The sequence below is a fragment of the Planktotalea sp. genome (genome assembly GCF_049680325.1).
GTDB lineage: Bacteria > Pseudomonadota > Alphaproteobacteria > Rhodobacterales > Rhodobacteraceae > Planktotalea.
The window spans coordinates 25782-43342 of the sequence record NZ_JBAUHO010000215.1 but is presented as its reverse complement, the minus strand read 5'-3'; the positions used below and the strand labels follow the sequence as shown (position 1 = coordinate 43342).

Annotated in this window: 18 protein-coding genes; 13 read left to right on the top strand and 5 right to left on the bottom strand. The window is 55.4% G+C overall.

Annotation, left to right across the window (positions count from 1 at the left end; translation table 11 throughout):
• The coding region (locus WBC85_RS09955) for a glutathione S-transferase N-terminal domain-containing protein (protein WP_424436119.1) at positions 1-236 on the bottom strand (236 nt) is incomplete at its 3' end.
• A gap of 148 nt (positions 237-384) precedes the next feature.
• Between WBC85_RS09955 and mscL the strand changes: the two genes are divergently transcribed.
• Positions 385-795 (top strand): large conductance mechanosensitive channel protein MscL, encoded by a 411-nt coding sequence (gene mscL, locus WBC85_RS09950; RefSeq protein WP_424436116.1) that lies wholly within the window; start codon positions 385-387, stop codon positions 793-795.
• Between the two features lie 56 nt (positions 796-851).
• Here mscL and ald read toward each other — a convergent pair whose 3' ends face one another.
• Positions 852-1967 (bottom strand): alanine dehydrogenase, encoded by a 1116-nt coding sequence (ald, locus tag WBC85_RS09945; protein WP_424436113.1) that lies wholly within the window; start codon positions 1965-1967, stop codon positions 852-854.
• Positions 1968-2105: 138 nt separating this feature from the next.
• Between ald and WBC85_RS09940 the strand changes: the two genes are divergently transcribed.
• The 3 genes from WBC85_RS09940 to WBC85_RS09930 all read left to right on the top strand — a co-directional run bounded on the left by WBC85_RS09940 (position 2106) and on the right by WBC85_RS09930 (position 4871).
• Entirely contained in the window at positions 2106-2567 is a 462-nt protein-coding gene (locus WBC85_RS09940) for an Lrp/AsnC family transcriptional regulator (RefSeq protein WP_424436110.1), read from the top strand.
• Positions 2568-2770: 203 nt separating this feature from the next.
• Complete coding sequence (locus tag WBC85_RS09935; protein WP_424436107.1) at positions 2771-3697, top strand: lipid A-modifier LpxR family protein; 927 nt, start codon at positions 2771-2773, stop codon at positions 3695-3697.
• A 109-nt stretch (positions 3698-3806) separates the two neighbouring features.
• Positions 3807-4871 carry a Hint domain-containing protein gene (locus WBC85_RS09930; protein WP_424436104.1) on the top strand — a complete coding sequence of 355 codons (1065 nt, stop codon included), beginning with the start codon at positions 3807-3809 and terminating at the stop codon, positions 4869-4871.
• Positions 4872-4980: 109 nt separating this feature from the next.
• Here the strand turns inward: WBC85_RS09930 and WBC85_RS09925 are convergent, their stop codons facing one another.
• Positions 4981-5550: a TlpA family protein disulfide reductase gene (locus WBC85_RS09925; protein ID WP_424436101.1), complete on the bottom strand. Its 570-nt coding sequence runs from the start codon at positions 5548-5550 to the stop codon at positions 4981-4983.
• Between the two features lie 21 nt (positions 5551-5571).
• On the opposite strand from WBC85_RS09925, the gene argH reads away from it, so the two are divergent.
• From argH to WBC85_RS09895, 6 genes are all read left to right on the top strand, one after another.
• Positions 5572-6963 (top strand): argininosuccinate lyase, encoded by a 1392-nt coding sequence (gene argH / locus WBC85_RS09920; RefSeq protein ID WP_424436098.1) that lies wholly within the window; start codon positions 5572-5574, stop codon positions 6961-6963.
• The gene (locus WBC85_RS09915) at positions 6960-7076 is read left to right on the top strand and encodes an argininosuccinate lyase (protein WP_424436095.1); all 117 of its coding nucleotides are present in this window, start codon (positions 6960-6962) and stop codon (positions 7074-7076) included. The genes argH and WBC85_RS09915 overlap by 4 nt, the downstream gene beginning before the upstream one ends.
• Positions 7077-7091: 15 nt before the next feature.
• Positions 7092-7409, top strand: coding sequence for a DUF2834 domain-containing protein (locus tag WBC85_RS09910; RefSeq protein ID WP_424436092.1), 318 nt, complete (start codon positions 7092-7094; stop codon positions 7407-7409).
• 139 nt (positions 7410-7548) lie between these two features.
• Positions 7549-8754: a sugar-transfer associated ATP-grasp domain-containing protein gene (locus WBC85_RS09905; protein WP_424436089.1), complete on the top strand. Its 1206-nt coding sequence runs from the start codon at positions 7549-7551 to the stop codon at positions 8752-8754.
• Positions 8755-8870: 116 nt separating this feature from the next.
• Positions 8871-10136, top strand: coding sequence for a diaminopimelate decarboxylase (lysA, locus tag WBC85_RS09900; protein WP_424436086.1), 1266 nt, complete (start codon positions 8871-8873; stop codon positions 10134-10136).
• A gap of 34 nt (positions 10137-10170) precedes the next feature.
• Positions 10171-12762 carry a TIGR02302 family protein gene (locus tag WBC85_RS09895; protein WP_424436083.1) on the top strand — a complete coding sequence of 864 codons (2592 nt, stop codon included), beginning with the start codon at positions 10171-10173 and terminating at the stop codon, positions 12760-12762.
• Positions 12763-12771: 9 nt separating this feature from the next.
• On the opposite strand, the gene WBC85_RS09890 is transcribed toward WBC85_RS09895, so the two are convergent.
• A complete protein-coding gene (locus tag WBC85_RS09890; RefSeq protein ID WP_424436080.1) occupies positions 12772-13596 on the bottom strand; it encodes a zinc-ribbon domain-containing protein in 825 nt (274 codons plus the stop codon).
• 190 nt (positions 13597-13786) lie between these two features.
• Here WBC85_RS09890 and WBC85_RS09885 point away from each other — a divergent pair, with 190 nt between their 5' ends.
• The 3 genes from WBC85_RS09885 to WBC85_RS09875 are packed head-to-tail and all read left to right on the top strand — an operon-like array spanning position 13787 to position 16097.
• Positions 13787-14464 carry a cell division ATP-binding protein FtsE gene (locus tag WBC85_RS09885; RefSeq protein WP_424436077.1) on the top strand — a complete coding sequence of 226 codons (678 nt, stop codon included), beginning with the start codon at positions 13787-13789 and terminating at the stop codon, positions 14462-14464.
• Positions 14461-15363 carry a cell division protein FtsX gene (locus WBC85_RS09880; protein WP_424436074.1) on the top strand — a complete coding sequence of 301 codons (903 nt, stop codon included), beginning with the start codon at positions 14461-14463 and terminating at the stop codon, positions 15361-15363. Before WBC85_RS09885 ends, WBC85_RS09880 begins: the two co-directional genes overlap by 4 nt.
• Complete coding sequence (locus WBC85_RS09875; RefSeq protein WP_424436071.1) at positions 15360-16097, top strand: lysophospholipid acyltransferase family protein; 738 nt, start codon at positions 15360-15362, stop codon at positions 16095-16097. The genes WBC85_RS09880 and WBC85_RS09875 overlap by 4 nt, the downstream gene beginning before the upstream one ends.
• Before the next feature lie 55 nt (positions 16098-16152).
• On the opposite strand, the gene lpdA is transcribed toward WBC85_RS09875, so the two are convergent.
• Positions 16153-17541: a dihydrolipoyl dehydrogenase gene (gene lpdA / locus WBC85_RS09870; RefSeq protein WP_424436068.1), complete on the bottom strand. Its 1389-nt coding sequence runs from the start codon at positions 17539-17541 to the stop codon at positions 16153-16155.
• Between the last annotated feature and the right edge of the window lie 20 nt (positions 17542-17561).

The following is a 17561-nucleotide window of genomic DNA, read 5'->3' as shown; positions in this document are numbered from 1 at the left end:
CCGTTGGTGTCTATGATGGCCGGAATCTTGTTGTTCGGGTTAAGAGAAAGGAATTCCGCGCTTTTCACGTCTGCGTCCGAAAGCGTAACAAGATGCGGCTCGTATGGCAGGCCAAGCTCTTCCAAAGCAATGGAGATTTTGACGCCGTTTGGCGTTGGAAACGAATAAAGCTGTATTTTTGTTGAATCTTTTGCAGGCCAGCGTTTGGTGATGTCGAATTGGCTAAGGGTGCTCACAACTTTCTCCTCTGAAGATATGACGAACTTAAGCCTATTTTCCCATTAAAACAGTATCAAAGCTGTGCGAAATCACCATAATGTGCGTGCGCAAATGTAAAATAAAACCAAGCGCATCTTACAGGTAAAGAGAACTTAGGGGACTTTCATGATTAAAGAATTCAAAGACTTCATCGCCAAGGGCAACGTCATGGATATGGCGGTCGGTATCATCATCGGTGCGGCCTTCACGGCGATCGTAACGTCGCTTGTTGGCGATCTTATCAATCCGATCATCAGCTTGTTCATGGGCGGCATCGACTTTGCAAGCCAGTACACATTGTTGGGTGAAGGCGAGTTTGCCTCTATCGCAGAAGCAGAAGAAGCGGGTGCCGCTGTCTTCGCTTGGGGCCGTTTCATTATTGCGATCATTAACTTCGTCATCATCGCCTTTGTTGTATTCATGCTCGTAAAGGCAGTGAACAAAACAAAGAAAGCGGAAGAGCCAGCGCCAGAAGCGCCAGCAGGTCCAACTGAAATGGACGTTCTGATGGAAATCCGTGACGCGCTGAAGAAGTAATCGTTACTTACATCGTTACAAAAAAGGGCGGCCCAGATACGGGCCGCCCTTTTGCGTTACTTGATGATGACCTGCGGCGAAGTCACATCGATGCCCAGTGCTTTGCCAACAGCGAAATAGGTCAACTTCCCTGCGTGAACGTTCAGACCCTCTAAAAGGTGTGGATCGTCAGCGCAGGCTTGCTTCCATCCTTTGTCCGCCAGCGCGAGCATGAAAGGCATTGTCGCGTTGCCAAGCGCGATTGTAGATGTGCGCGCAACGGCACCTGGCATGTTGGCGACGCAGTAATGCATGATCCCGTCCACATCGTAGATCGGGTCTTGGTGGGTCGTCGCTTTGGACGTTTCAAAGCACCCGCCCTGATCGATCGCGACATCAACAATCGCAGCACCCGGCTTCATGGTTCCAAGTTGCTCTCGTGAAATCAACTTGGGTGCGGCAGCGCCAGGGATCAGAACCGCGCCGATCACCATGTCGGCTTCGGCGACCAATTCGGCGGTATTGCCGGCGCTGGCATAGCTGGTCTTGAAAATCGAGCTGTAGATATCATCCAGATAACGCATGCGGGGTAGCGAGCGATCCAGCACCGTCACTTGCGCGCCCATGCCTGCTGCAACGCGTGCTGCATGGGTGCCGACCACACCGCCGCCAATCACAACAACTTTTGCCGGTCCAACGCCAGGAACGCCGCCCATCAGAACGCCGCGCCCGCCGTTGGCTTTTTGCAACGTCCATGCGCCGACCTGTGGGGCCAGCTTGCCCGCAACTTCGGACATGGGGGCAAGCAATGGAAGCCCGCCATTGCGGTCCGTGACTGTTTCATAGGCGATGGCTGTGCAGCCAGAAGCAATCAAATCTTCGGTTTGTGCGCGATCCGGGGCAAGATGCAGATAAGTGAAGAGGATCTGACCCTCGCGCAGCATCTTGCGCTCGCCTGCTTGCGGCTCTTTCACTTTCACGATCATGTCGGCACCGGCGAAAACGTCGGCCGCAGTTGCGGCAATTTCGGCACCTGCGCTTACATAGTCCTCGTCGGGAAAGCCTGCGCCAACGCCAGCGCCGCTTTGAATCAAAACGCTATGACCGTGTGCGACGGCTTCACGCGCTGCATTCGGCGTCATGCCAACGCGGAATTCCTGTGGCTTGATTTCAGTGGGGCATCCAATTTTCATTTCGCATTTCCTCCCTTGCGATTTGAAATGAGATTGCCGAATGCAGACTGCAAGTGCTGTGAAATATCACTCGCAATTTGTTCTATTGTTGCACTATTCTTCGAAACATAATGTGAACTAAGCCAAGGAATCTGCGTAATGAGTCTAGATGCAACGGATAAGCGTATTCTGATCGCATTGCAGAAGCAGGGCCGCATGTCGAATGCGGAGCTTTCCGAAAAGGCAAATCTGTCTCCTTCGGCGTGCCACCGAAGGGTTCAGCGCTTGGAGGCCGATGGGTATATTCGTGATTATGTAGCGCTTTTGGATGCGCGCAAGATGGGCGTGCCAACAACCGTTTTTGTCGAGATCACGCTGCGCGCACAGGCCGATGACGTTCTGGATGCCTTCGAAAAGTCAGTCTCTCGCATTCCAGATGTGCTGGAATGTCACCTGATGGCCGGCAGCGCGGATTACCTGCTCAAGGTTGTGGCAGAGAATACAGAAGACTTTGCCCGTATCCACCGCCAATATCTCGCACGGCTGCCTGGTGTCGCTCAGATGCAAAGCTCTTTCGCCTTGCGAACGGTCTTTAAGACGACAGCGCTGCCAGTTTCCTGACCGCTTGCCAAAATGATGTCATGTTTTACCCGTATGAGGCGGATGTGGCGACGTGGCCAAGACAAATGAAATGTCGAGGTTCTGGCGCGGCTGAATTGACACAGACGCAAGACACGCACGGTCTGATTGTGATCGATACTGGCGTGACGCGGTCAAAACACGTATGAGCGAAAAGCCTTGGGGGCGAGATGGGAATGACACAAATGCGCGCAATACTTCGAACCCTAAGGATCATATGTATCGGTTCTGCAATGTTTGCCCCCCTCGGGGCGAGTGCGGAAGGAATGGTTCAGCTTGGCTATGGCCGTTTGGTCAACAACGACTTTCTCGGTGATTTGAAAGATCGCGGTCAAACGGGCTCATACGTTTCCAGCCGGATTTTCGGCAAAGCATGGGGCGGAAAATTGCCCGAGCGAGCGGGCGAATTTCTAGAGTTTCGCTTGCAAGCGGATATTAAAGCCCCCGATGATCTTGTAACGCCAGCCGCGGGCGATCGCCCTTTCGCAGGCTCGGTTTCTTTAGGTTTACATACCCATTATCAGCAATCTGGTTATGAGATCGCTATGGGGGGTGAACTGGTCGCCACGGGCCCGCAGACGCGCCTCGATCAATTTCAGACAGCCTTGCATGACGGGATCGGTGTCGCGCCACCGTCGCTTGCCACACGGTCGGCGCAGATTGGAAATAAACTATATCCCGGTGTCGTGGTGGAGATGGGTCGTCCGTTTGAAATCGGTACACGGTCGCAAATCCGTCCCTTTATCGAGGCACGCGCAGGCGTGGAAACACTTGCACGCGCGGGCGTGGATTTCGAGATAGGCAAATTGACCAGCAGCGATCTAATGGTGCGTGACGGGATCACCGGGCAACGCTACCGCACGATCCTGAATGGCGCGGGCGGCGTTTCTTTCGTGCTGGGTGCAGACATGGCACTGGTATCCGAAAGCGCCTATCTTCCAAGCAGCGGCGGTTTTACATTGACCGACACGCGCGATCGCGCGCGCGCAGGGGTGCATTGGCAAAGCAAGAAAAGTCATGGCTTTTTTGGTGTGACCTATCTTGGGCGGGAACACATCAGCCAAAAAGACCCGCAGGTTGTTGGCTCTATTCGGCTTGCCCTGAAATTCTGAGACATTCTAGCCACAATCTCAAGATGCGCGATTTATAATTCTTTCCTGCATTAGCTTCGTTTGTTAACCTTTTGGTAATAATAAAAGAAGAACGAGGCAGGACTAGAGTATGAAAACGGGCTTTCGAGGCACGTTTGTCATTTCATGGTCGCAAACAAAGTTAGATGGTATGGGGGCTGTTCCACTGCAGTCTCTTGATGTGGGTATGGCCTGGGCTTGGAGCGGTGACGCGGTGCGCGTTGACGGCCCTTCCGAGCTATTGCGACTAGATGAGGCAGATGGTGAAGCGAGTATTCGCAAGCGTGCGGCAAAAATGGTGCGCAAACTTGTTGGTGCAGCGCTCACAGACGTAAAGAATTTGGACAGTGTTGACGTAGAGCACCCGATCCGTGACAGCAGATTTGTTGTGACTGATGGCGCGCAAAGCTACACGATCACTGTAATTGATGTGGCAGGCAGCAAAGCGCCTTTGTTGATGTTTCTTGATGAAATGCCGCCCAAAGATGTTGATCTTTGGGTCGTGCATCACACGATTGACGTTCAAAGTCACAACATGGTGTCGGCCTCGTCTGGCGGCGTAATCTGTTTTACGCCTGGTACAATGATTGAAACACCTGACGGCGCGCGGTTGGTTGAAGACCTGCGTGAAGGGGATCGTTTGCAAACCCGTGATAGCGGCGCGCAGGATATCCAATGGATTGGTGCACGCCGGATGACAGGTGCACGCCTGTTTGCAATGCCGCAACTGCGCCCGATCCGCATCCGGGCTGGCGCTTTGGGTGTCGAAAAGCCGGATCAGGAGTTTTTGGTCTCGCCAAACCACCGAATGCTTGTGCGCGGCGTAATCGCGCGTGATTTGTTCAACACGTCCGAAGTGCTGGTTGCCGCCAAAGATCTGGTAAATGGATCAACAGTGACAATTGATACGCAAGTGAAAGAGGTTTGCTATATTCACCTGATGCTGCCCAGCCATCAGATTATTATAGCAAATGGTGTGGAAACCGAAAGTTTCCATCCTGCTTCAACGGCTTTGTCTACAATACCAGACAAGGATCGTGCGCGTTTGGCACTTGTAAATGACAGGTTGGAAGCTGATCCTAACAGCTACGGCGGATATGCGCGGCGTATTCTTTCGCAGTCCGAAGCGGCAATTCTAACGCATCACGCTGCATAATCCTAATGTGCGCCCCAAGGGGCGCGCAGTTTTAGTTCACCCCAGAGGGGTGAACGGATTGAGGCGCTGCCTCAAACTCCGAGGTATTTAGGGACCAGAGAAGATTGGATTAGCTGTCGTTCTGCGCCTGTGTGATGAGTGCGCGCAGGATTTCTTTGGCGTTGTCCGACGACCAGTCAGCATCCCCGCGAAGTCTGGCGATCTCCTGGCCCGATTTATCAAGGATAACTGTGATTGGCAGGCCGAGCACCCCCATATCGCGCGCGATCTTTTGTTTTGGATCGCGGTGGAGGGGAAGGTTATCGACGCCGATATCCGCGAAGAATTTTTTCATTGCTGGCGGCGCGTTCCGCCCTGTTGCCAGTGTCAGGACCTCGAACGTTTCGCCGCCAAGTTCTGTTTGTAGCTCGGACAGCATGGGCATTTCTTTGCGGCAGGGCGCGCACCACGTTGCCCAGAAATTCAGTAACACAACTTTTCCTGTGTGATCTGCAAGGACCGCTTCGGAGCCGTCGTCTTTGATGTAGCTTTGCGTTGAAACCGGCTTTGCCTCTGAATGGAAGTTCAGTTTCATCATCTCGCCGCTCCGCATCGCGGCAATTTCGCTCATATCGGCATGAGCAAGGTTTGCACCCATCAGCAGAGCGGTATACATCATCGCAGCAACACGTTTTCTCATTTTCCCTCCAAGGGTAGGCTCATGACCAATTCTTCTTCGAACCAGATGTGGGGCGGCCGTTTCGCTGCCGGACCCGATGCAATTATGGAAGCGATTAACGCTTCTATCGGGTTTGACAAGCGCATGGCGCGTCAGGACATCGACGGCTCTCGCGCTCACGCAAGCATGTTGGCTGCGCAAGGTATCATCACAGATACCGACGCTAAGGCCATTCGGGAAGGCCTGCTCACGGTCTTGTCAGAAATTGAAGGCGGTACGTTTGAATATTCCGCAGCTTTGGAAGATATCCACATGAATGTGGAAGCGCGCTTGAAAGAAATTGTGGGCGAGCCTGCGGGGCGATTGCACACAGCGCGTTCGCGTAACGATCAGGTGGCGACGGATTTCAAGCTGTGGGTGCGCGATCAGTTTGATGCGGCCGAGGGCGCGATTCTGTCATTGATTGGCGGTTTGCTGGATCAGGCCGAAGCGGGCGCAGATTGGGTGATGCCCGGATTTACACATCTTCAAACCGCGCAGCCCGTCACATGGGGGCATCATATGATGGCCTATGTGGAAATGCTGGGCCGTGATCTGTCGCGTGTTCGCGACGCGCGCGTGCGGATGAATGAAAGCCCGCTGGGCGCGGCGGCATTGGCGGGAACTTCCTTTCCGATTGATCGTGATGCGACCGCGAAAGCGCTTGGTTTTGATCGTCCCAGTGCGAATTCGCTTGATGCGGTGAGTGATCGCGATTTTGCACTGGATTTTCTCGGGGCCGCTTCGATCAGTGCAATGCATCTGAGCCGCCTCGCGGAAGAGCTGGTGATCTGGTCCTCTGCGCAGTTCCGCTTCGTGGCGCTGTCGGATCGCTTTTCGACGGGGTCTTCTATCATGCCGCAGAAAAAGAACCCCGATGCTGCGGAATTGATCCGCGCCAAGATCGGTCGCATTTTTGGTGCCAATACCGCGCTGATGATGGTGATGAAGGGCCTGCCACTGGCCTATTCCAAGGACATGCAGGAAGACAAAGAGCAGGTCTTTGATGCCGCGGACAACTGGATGCTTGCGCTGGCGGCCATGGACGGAATGGTGCGCGATATGTCCGCGAACCGTGAAAGTCTGGCCGCGGCGGCTGGATCTGGGTTTTCAACAGCGACCGATCTGGCGGATTGGTGTGTGCGCGCACTCAATATGCCGTTCCGCGATGCGCATCATGTGACCGGATCGCTTGTGGCCTTGGCCGAAAAAGAAGGCTGCGATCTACCTGATTTGACATTGGAGCAGTTGCAGTCAGTTCATAGCGCGATCACAGAGGATGTGTTTTCGGTGCTAACTGTCGATGCCTCTGTTGCGTCGCGCACGTCGTATGGTGGCACTGCGCCAAGTCAAGTTCGCGCGCAGGTAGCACGTTGGCGGGGAATTGTAGGATGATCCGCTTGATTGGCATGTTGAGCGTGCTCGCGCTTCTCGCGGCATGCGGGGCCGACGGGATGCCGACAAAACCAGAGCCAAAGGCAGAAAAAGCGGCAACGCCCGCCGCGTGAGGAGAGCGATCCGAGATGTCGATGTTGCGAATGATCTATCTGGCGCTGGCAATTTGGGGCGCAATCCACCCGATGTATTATTTTGTTCAATGGTTCCAGCTTGAGGGCTGGGATATCGCAAAGATGCTTGCGGCATGGCATACGAATGCGGCCAGTTCAGGACTTGTCTGGGACCTGACTATCGCGGCAATTGCGCTGACAATCTGGATTTTGGCTGAAGTTTTCGCGCGGCGTAACTGGAGTGCGCTGATTGCGATCCCCGCGACCTTTTGCATTGGCGTAAGCTGTGGACTGCCGCTCTATCTGTTTTTGCGCACGCGGCCGGTTGTGTGAGCTCAATTCGTGCGATTTTGGAAACAGAACGTTCAAATTCGATGTATTTTCCCAATTTAGGCCGTGAATTGCCCAAGTTTCGGCACAATTGACGCCCATTTCTTTCTGTGAGCAGGCAATGAACACAGAGGGTAATCCCATGAGCAGCATCGACGCATCCCAGATCCACTCGCAAAAGGCGCTACTGGCCGCACCTGAAAAAGCGGCCATGCCAGCGTCCAAGATGATTGTTGAGGTCGCGCGCCAGTTTGGCGTTAGTCCGATCAAACAAATGCGCGAGATGTTCAAACTGGATCGCAAGGCAGGGATTTCTTTCGGGGAATACTATGCCGCGCAACATTATCGCACGGATTTGACTGCTGAAGAAAAGCTTCAGTTCGTCGGTGAAAAGGGTAGCTACAAGCTGAACCTGCGCCTTTCTCCCAGCAAGCTGGGCGATAAGCGTTCGTTCATCCGCGACAAGGTTCTCTACACGACGATGCTGCGTGGAATGGATTTGCCCACGACAGAAACACAGGCGGTTGCGCATCCTGAACGCGGCTTTGGCGCGATCAACACGTTGCGCACACCCGCAGATGTGTCCAATTTTTTGAAATCCGAGGCCCGTTATCCCGTTTTTGCCAAGCCGCTAGAAGGTTCCAAATCAGTTGGTTCCGCTTTGCTGACGGGCATTGATGCGGACAAAGGGCTCATTGAAATGGGCAATGGAAAATCGTTTGATATTGATGCCTTCGCACATGAAGTTATCAACGATTACCCAGAAGGCTTCACCTTTCAAAGCGCTGTGCAGCAACACAAATCGGTTTCAGCTTTGGCTGGACAAGCAGTTGGCACGATGCGTGTGGTGACAGTGATTGAAGAGGGTGCGCCTCGCGTGCTTTATGCGGTCTGGAAAATTCCTTCACCCAAAGCGATGTCCGATAACTTCTGGCAGTCTGGCTCGATGCTGGGTGCAGTTGATGCCGACAACGGTAAAGTGAGCCATGCGATCACAGGCGCTGGTCTGGATCGTCAAATTCTGGAACAGCACCCGGTTTCGGGCAAAAGTTTTGCCGGCTTCCAAGTGCCCCATTGGGACAAGGTGAAAGAGGTTGCGTGCCAAGGTCACAGCCTATTCCCCGAGTTTGGAGTTTTCGGATGGGATATTGCAGTTGGGGAAGATGGTCCCGTTATCATTGAGTGCAACGCGAACCCATTCCATACACTTTATCAATTGGCCCATGATCGTGGGATCAACAATGACGACTTTTCACCTGTTTTCGACAGGGTTGAAGCGCGCACGCAAGCCATCTTGAAAACGCGCACGGAACACTACAAGAAGCTTCGCAAAGAACAGCAAGTTTAAGGGCTGGAAAAAGCTGGTTGCACCAGCTGTGGCCCCAACGCGTTATCTTCAAAGTTGACGCCATGTGGACTCAATAGCGATTGATTGCGCGCGTGATTGTCAGTACTCACGCGCGCATGGATCATTTTCTTTATCGCGACGGCGCGCTTTACGCCGAAGATGTGCCGATCAGCGAAATAGCTGCGAGCGTCGGCACGCCTTTTTATGTGTATTCAACGGCGACGCTTGAACGTCATTTCAAACTGTTTGACGAGGCATTGGACGGCATCGACCATTTGGTTTGCTACGCGATGAAAGCGGCCTCGAACCAAGCGATTCTCAAGACACTTGCCGCGCTTGGCGCAGGAATGGACGTTGTATCTGGCGGCGAATACGCGCGCGCGAAGGCTGCGGGCGTTGCTGGTGATCGCATTGTTTTCTCTGGCATCGGGAAAACCCGCGACGAAGTGCGCATGGCTCTGAGTGGCGGCATTCGCCAGTTCAATGTGGAAAGCGAGCCAGAAATGCATGTCATTTCCGAGATCGCGACAGAGTTGGGCGTTGAAGCGCCAATTACAATTCGCGTAAATCCTGACGTAGACGCGAAGACCCACGCGAAAATCGCGACGGGCAAGTCCGAGAACAAATTTGGCATCCCAATCAGCCGCGCCCGCGAAGTCTATGCGTTGGCGGCCTCTTTGCCAGGCCTCAAAGTCATCGGAATCGACGTACATATCGGTAGCCAATTGACCGATCTTGCACCGTTTGAAGCGGCCTATAACAAAGTTGCGGATCTGACTGAGCAACTTCGTGCCGATGGCCACGAAATCACGCGTCTGGACCTTGGTGGCGGGCTTGGCATTCCCTACGCACGCACGAATGAAGCGCCGCCGCTGCCAACAGATTACGGAGCGCTGATTAAGAAATGCGTTGGCCATCTTGGCTGCGAGATTGAAATTGAACCGGGTCGTTTGATTGCTGGAAACGCGGGCCTCATGGTCAGTGAGGTGATCTATGTTAAATCGGGTGAAGATCGCGAATTTCTTATTATAAACGCGGCAATGAACGATTTGATCCGCCCGGCAATGTATGATGCCTATCACGATATCATCCCCGTCATTGAGCCAGAGGCAGGCACCTTGCCGCGCCCCTATGATGTCGTCGGGCCCGTCTGTGAAAGCGGCGATACCTTTGCAAAAGGACGCGAAATATCACCGCTTAATGCAGGTGATTTGGTCGCGTTCCGTTCCGCCGGTGCATATGGTGCGGTGATGTCGTCTGAATACAATACACGGCCGATGATCCCGGAGGTTTTGGTGAAAGGCGATCAATTCGCTGTCATTCGGCCACGTCCGACCTTTGACGAAATGATAAATCGCGATACCATTCCTGAATGGCTCTAGCGCGCATCCTGCCCGTTCGAGCACGGAGCAGGGTATGACGCAGACCACATCTGAGCAAACCAGGGCGCTCGCGCGGTTGCGCGTGCCTTTGGCGTTGACGTGGTTGGGAATGGTGACCGAACGCGCCGCGCGTGCGCTTTGGCCACTTTGGAGCCTTGCTATAGCCTTGCTTGCTACGTTGATGCTGGGCTGGCACGAAACCCTACCTATCGAGGCCATCTGGGCCGTCGCGGTGGTATCCAGCGTCGCCGCGGTGGTGTTTTTGTTGCGCGGCTTCATCAAGTTCCGCCTTCCTAGCCGCATCGAAGCATTGGCGCGGCTTGATGCCAGCCTGAAAGGGCACCCGATTCAAGCGCTGATCGACAATCAGGCAATCGGTCCGCAAGACGAGGCATCGGCTGCTGTTTGGCGCGTACATCAGGCCAGAATGGCAGAGCGCGCCATGCAAGCACGTGCCGTGCGCCCGAAAATCCGCCTTGCTGCGCTTGACCCTTTTGCACTGCGCTATGTCGCGGCACTGCTATTGGGCATTGCCGTCCTGTTTGGATCGCTTTGGCGCGTGGCAACAGTGACCGACCTCGCGCAAGGCAATACGGGATTGGCAAGCGGCCCGGTTTGGGAAGGTTGGATTGAACCGCCAAGCTATACGGGCAAGCCAAGCCTCTATCTGAGCGATCAGGAAGCCAGCATCGAAGTGCCGGTTGGCAGCCAGATTAGCCTGCGGCTTTACGGCGAAATTGGTGCGCTGACGGTGGCGGAAACCGTTTCTGCACGAACCGTTGAGACGGGAAGCGTGGCTGATCCCGAGCAAAACTTTACCGCTTTGCAAAGCGGAACCTTGGAAATAGCGGGTCCAAACGGACGTACATGGGATATTCTGGTGACGCCCGATACCGCGCCGCGCGTCGAGGTGACAGGCGCGCCAGAACGTGCAGCGGATGGTGTCATGAGCCTGCCTTTCGCGGCCTCTGACGATTACGACGTTGTGGAAGGCAAAGCGCAGATATCGCTTGATCTGGCATCTGTGACGCGTCGTTACGGCCTTGGTGTTGACCCGGAACCGCGCGAAACCGTGGAACTTGACTTGCCATTGCCCATTTCGGGTGATCGCAGCGACTTTTCCGAAACCTTAATGGGCGATCTGTCCCGGCACCCTTTCGCCAATCTTCCGGTTTTACTCACGATGACCGTGAAAGATGCAAAAGGGCAGGTCTCAGAGCAGAACGTCACCCATATGATCCTGCCGGGGCGGCGATTTTTTGACCCTCTGGCAAGCGCGTTGATCGAGCAGCGCCAATGGCTGTTGTGGTCGCGCAGCAACGGCACCCGCGTGTCACAGATGCTTCGTGCGATTTCGTATCGGCCCGATGATATTTTCCGATCCGAAACAGCCTACCTTCGTATGCGAGTGATTTTGCGCCGTATGGAAACGCAAATCGGCTTTGATAGTTTTACCGCCGAAGCCCGTGATGAAGCAGCGCAGGCGCTTTGGGATTTGGCGCTTTTGCTTGAGGATGGCGATGTCGAAGATGCCCTGGAACGCATGCGCAGGGCGCAGGAACGTTTGTCAGAAGCGATGAAAAACGGTGCCAGCGACGACGAAATCGCTGAACTCATGGATGAGTTACGCCAAGCTAACGAGAACTACATTCAGCAATTGCAGCGCGAAGCCGCGCGCAATGGCGACAATTCCGAACAGCCGCAGGGATCTCAGGAAAACGCAATGCAGATGACGCAAGACGATCTGCAAAAGATGATGGACCGTATTCAGGAGCTGATGGAAGAAGGCCGCATGGCCGAAGCAGAGCAGGCCTTGCAGGAACTCCAGGAGTTGATGGAGAACATGCAGGTCGCCGAGGGCCAGCAAGGTCAGGGTCAGCAATCTGAAGGCGAACGCGCCATGGAAGATTTGGCGGACACCCTACGCAATCAGCAAGGGCTGTCCGATCAGGCGTTCCGTGACTTGCAAGAACAATACAACCCCGGTGCACAAGCGGGAGAAAGCCAAGGCAACGAAGGCCGTAATGGTGGTCAGGGACGAGGGCAATCGCACGACGGCCAGTCTGGCGAAGGTCAGGGCGAAGGCGAAGGGCAGTCCGAGCAAGGCCAAGACGGTCAGCAGTCCCAAAATGGCGGGCAGGGTCTGGCGCAGCGACAAGAGGAATTGCGCCGTGAGTTGGAGCGTCAGCGCGGTGGTCTGCCTGGTGAGGGTAGCGCAGCGGGTGATGCGGCCCGCGAGGCTTTGAAGCGTGCAGAAGATGCGATGCGGGGCGCAGGCGATGCGCTTTCTCGAAACGACCTTCCCGAGGCGATCGACCGCCAAGCGGAAGCGATGGATGCGTTGCGTGATGGTATGCGAAACCTAGGCGAGGCCTTGGCCGAGTCTGAGCAAAATCAGGGCCAGCAAGGCACTGCCGAAGGCCGCCAAGGGGGAACACAGCGTGATCCACTAGGGCGTAGCCCCGGTGGAAGCGGGCAGGCGGGGACCGATGAAGGCCTGCTGCAGGGCGAGGATGTCTATCGACGTGCGCGCGAGCTGCTGGACGAAATTCGCAAGCGCAGCGGCGAAAGCGCACGGCCAGAGGGCGAGCGCGACTACCTGCAAAGGTTGTTAGATCGTTTTTAAATCAATGATTTAGAGGTTTTCGGAGGCCATTTTATCAAGCCAGGCCAACCCCTTGTCGAGCGACGAAGAAAGCCAGGTTCGAGCACTTTCAACACGTGTTGTGTATTGCTGAACATAGGGTTCGGCTGCTGGCACCATAGCTGAAATGCGTGGTCCGAATACGTAGGCACCTATCGCGATCGCCGCGACCAAGATCATCATTATAAAGCTTCGCTTGAAACCACTGCGTTTGCGTCGAACACGCGGCGTTGTACCGCTCAGGTCAGCGTCAGTCGCTTCTGCAGGACGCCGCCGTTCGCCGGAAGAGCGCAGCGTTGAATTGATTTCTTCAATATCTGGTAACAAATCGCGGCGCGATCCTGCGGCGGCGGTCACCGCTGCGACAGCGACCTCATCCGGCACAGGTTCACCGCGCATGCGTGCCATGCGTTCGCGTGCTTCGCGTGCGCGGCGGGTGCCTTCATCCTCGGTCGCGGCTTCCAGCCCCAATTCCGGCTGGCTTTCCAGTGGGGTGCCATGATCGGCAGCGCGTGCCGCTGCCTCAAGCTTGGCTTCTTGGCGCAAGACATCGGAAACTTGCGGATCAAGCTCGCGGCGCGCGACTTGCGGTATTTCCTGCGGCTCTTTCGCGGGCGCAGAAGGAGGCGCGGGAGGAGGCGAAACGGCCTCGACGCTTGGTGTATCAACCTCGTCCGCCAATGCGTTGTCGTGATCGGGATGTGCCTGAAACCATGTGTTGGAACAGGCAGAACACTGGACATCGCGACCCTCGGTCGGAATGACCTCTGTCGGAACCTCGTATTGAGCCCCACAATTCGGGCAAATCAAACGCATAGTATCACCCTGCCTTTTTTGGCAAATTCCCAAACCGCTGCCGGTTGTTGTCCTGCGCACCATATGACGACATGCAGCTATGGTAAATCCCATTCGCTCTATCCGTCTCGGAGAGATTGAATCCGGCGACAGGCTCAGGCACAACAGGGAAACGCACGCCACTGGGGCGTTGCTAAGGAAAGGTCACCGATTGATCGAGTTTGAGACAGTTGCCCATAGCTATAGCGGCGGAGAGCTTTTCAATGACGTGTCATTGCGGCTGGCACCGGGATCGTTCCATTTCCTAACGGGGCCTTCTGGCTCTGGCAAAACAACGTTTTTGAAACTCTGCTACGGTGCTTTGGTGCCTACGTCCGGGTCAGTTCGGATTTTCGGCGAAGACGTCAGAAGCATGAGCCGCGATGACATTGCCTTTGCACGCCGCCGCGTCGGTGTGGTGCATCAGGATTGCCAGTTTTTGGATCACCTCACACTCAAAGAGAACCTCGCGCTGCCGCTTACGGTGAGCAACCATGAGGCGCTTGATGATGATGCGAATCTGAAAGAGTTGATGGGCTGGGTCGGATTGACCTCGCGCGCGGATGCGATGCCGCCCGAGCTTTCGGGTGGTGAGCGTCAACGCGCCGCGCTGGCCCGCGCAATCATCATGTCGCCTGATGTCATATTGGCGGATGAACCAACTGGAAACGTGGATTGGGAAATGTCCCAACGCCTTTTGTCATTGCTGATCGAGCTGAACAAAATGGGAAAGACGATCATGATCGCGACCCATGATTTGGGTCTGATCCGCGCTGCAAAGAACCAGGTGCAAGCGCGCGTGCTGCGCATTTCGGGGCGTAGACTGCAACTGGCAGGAGCGGACCTGTGAGTGCGCTTCGTTCAGTCCTTGATTTCGCAATTGGCGATGCGCAAGCGGAACGCGCGGTCCCGCCAACAGGCTTTACCGTGCGCCTTACTGTTTTCAGCGCCGCGGCAATGGCCTTTCTTGTGGTCTTCGCGCTGGCGCTGTCGTTAGCGTCAGGGCGCTTGGCCAATCGTTGGAGCGAAGAACTGGCGCGCAGCGCGACAGTGCGCATTTCGGCCCCAATTGAGCAAATGGCAGCCCAGACGGAAGCCGCGCTCAATGTATTGCGCACGACTGAAGGTGTTGAATCCGCACGCGCGCTGACCTTGGAGGAGCAACGCGATTTGCTTGCACCATGGTTTGGTCCGGAGTTGCCGTTGGATGCGTTGCCCCTACCGCAAATGATTGAAGTCATCGAGACGGCACAAGGGTTTGACGGGGACGGGCTGCGCTTGCGCCTGTCTGGTGAAGTTCCGGGCGCAGTCTTGGACAATCACGCGCGTTGGCGCGCGCCCTTGGTGGCTGCGGCGGGCTCGCTGCGTACCCTTGGCTGGCTGTCGATCTTGCTGATCGCGGTAGCGACGGGCGCGATGATTACGTTGGCGGCAAACGCAGCATTGGCGGCGAATGCGCAAGTGATCGCGGTTATGCGCCTTGTTGGTGCGCGTGATGCTTATATTGCGCAGGCCTTTGTGCGCCGCTTTACCTTGCGGGCTTTGACAGGCTCGGCTGTTGGCACGGTGCTTGGCGCGTTGGCCCTGCTATTTTTGCCAAGTGCCTCTGAAGAGGGCGGGTTTCTAACGGGCCTTGGTCCGCAAGGGGGGCAGTGGCTCTTGCTGCTTTTCATTCCGGTTCTGGCTGGCGTTGTAGCCTTTCTGGCCACGCGCCTTGCCGCGACAAATACCCTACGGAGCTTGACATGAGCGAAAAGAAAAATCCGATCCAATGGCTACGATCATTGCTATATGTCGGGCAAATCTACCTGATGATGCCAATAATCGGGCTGGCGTTTGCCCCTTGGGCGATGTTTTCGCGGCGTGGGGCCTATGCGTGTTGCAAGACCTATAGCCGCTGGGTTTTCTGGACCGCTCGCTGGATGGTGGGCCTCAGGGTCGAGGTGCGCGGCACTCCGCCAAGCGAGGCTGGCTTGGTCGCGGCCAAGCATCAGAGTTTTCTGGACATCATGATGATTTTCACGGCCATCCCTGCCGGAAAATTCATCATGAAGAAACAGATTTTGTGGACGCCGGTCGTTGGCCAGTATGCCAAATTGCTGAACTGCATTGCCGTTGATCGTGGCAAGCGCGGTGCAGCAATTGAAAAGATGGTCGCGGACGTGAAAGAGGGCCTTGTCGAGCCGGGTCAGCTCATCATCTACAGTCAAGGCACGCGCGTCGCGCCGGGCGCTCAGAAACCCTACAAAGTAGGAACGGGCGTGTTGTATGAACAGATGGCACAGACATGTTATCCTGTTGCCACAAATGTCGGTGTTTTCTGGCCGCGCACAGGTATCTATCGCAAACCCGGTTTGGCAGTTGTTGAGTTTCTTGATCCCATTGAACCCGGCTTGCCGCGCGATGAGTTTATGGCGATTTTGGAAGAACGGGTTGAAGCCCGCTCCAACGAACTGATGCGTGAAGCGGGTTTCGATATCTAGCGCCCAAAATCTTTCAAAGATTTTGCAGTCTCAATTTTTGAAAAATTGAGCGGCGTTACGCGTGGATGGCACCATCACCGCAGGCAAGCGCAGCTTCGCGCACGGCTTCGGAATAGGTCGGATGTGCATGGCATGTCATCGCAAGGTCTTCGGCAGAGGCACCGAATTCCATGGCAACGCAGATCTCGTGGATCAACTCGCCTGCAGCGGGTCCAATGATATGCGCGCCCAGAATACGGTCTGTATCCTTGTCCGCCAGAATTTTCACAAATCCATCGCCCGCAAAATTCGCTTTCGCGCGGCCATTGCCCATGAAGGAGAACTTGCCAACCTTGTAGTTGCGGCCCGCCTCTTTCAGCTCTTGCTCGGTTGCGCCGACGTTGGAGACTTCCGGGTGCGTATAAATAACGCCCGGGATGATGCCGTAGTTCACATGGCCATGTTTGCCCGCGACCTGCTCTGCTGCGGCCATGCCTTCGTCTTCTGCCTTGTGGGCCAGCATTGGGCCAGCAATGGCATCGCCAATTGCATAGATGCCTTTGACGTTGGTCTGCCAATCCTTGCCAGTCTTGATCTGGCCGCGCTCTGACATTTCGACGCCAAGCGCCTCAAGGCCAAGCCCAACCGTAAAGGGACGGCGGCCTGTCGCGACAAGAACCGTGTCCGCGTCGATCACATGTTCGCTGTCATCCTTACGCAACTTGTAGGTGACTTTTGCCTTGGTCTTGGACGTTTCAACGCCCTGCACCGCCGCGCCCATGACGAAGTTGAGACCTTGCTTTGTCAGGATGCGCTGGAAGGTTTTCTGAACCTCGGCGTCCATTCCCGGTGTGATCGCGTCAAGGAATTCAACAACAGTCACCTCAGCACCAAGGCGCGCATAAACGGACCCCAGCTCCAGGCCAATAACGCCTGCGCCGATCACAACCAGCTTTTTGGGGATTTTACCCAGCGCCAACGCCCCCGTCGAAGTGACGACCATCTTCTCGTCAACCTCGACCCCGGGCAAAGACGATGCCTCAGAGCCAGTGGCGATGATGATATTCTTGGCGGTATGAACGTCTTCGCCGACTTTGACTTTACCTGCCTCGGGAATAGAGCCCCAACCCTTGAGCCAATCGACCTTGTTCTTTTTGAACAGGAACTCGATGCCCTTGGTGTTGCCCTCGATCACCTCGTCCTTATAGGCGAGCATTTGTGTCCAGTCGACGGAGGGGCTTTTGCCCTTGAGGCCCATCTTTGCAAAGTTGTGTTCGGCTTCGTGAAGCTGGTGGCTTGCGTGTAGAAGGGCTTTGGATGGGATGCACCCGACGTTCAGGCAGGTGCCGCCAAGCGCATCGCGCCCTTCAACACAGGCGGTCTTGAGGCCAAGTTGTGCGCAGCGAATTGCGCAGACATAGCCGCCAGGGCCGCCGCCGATGATGATAACGTCATAGTCAGACATGATGTGTCCTTTTCAGTAAG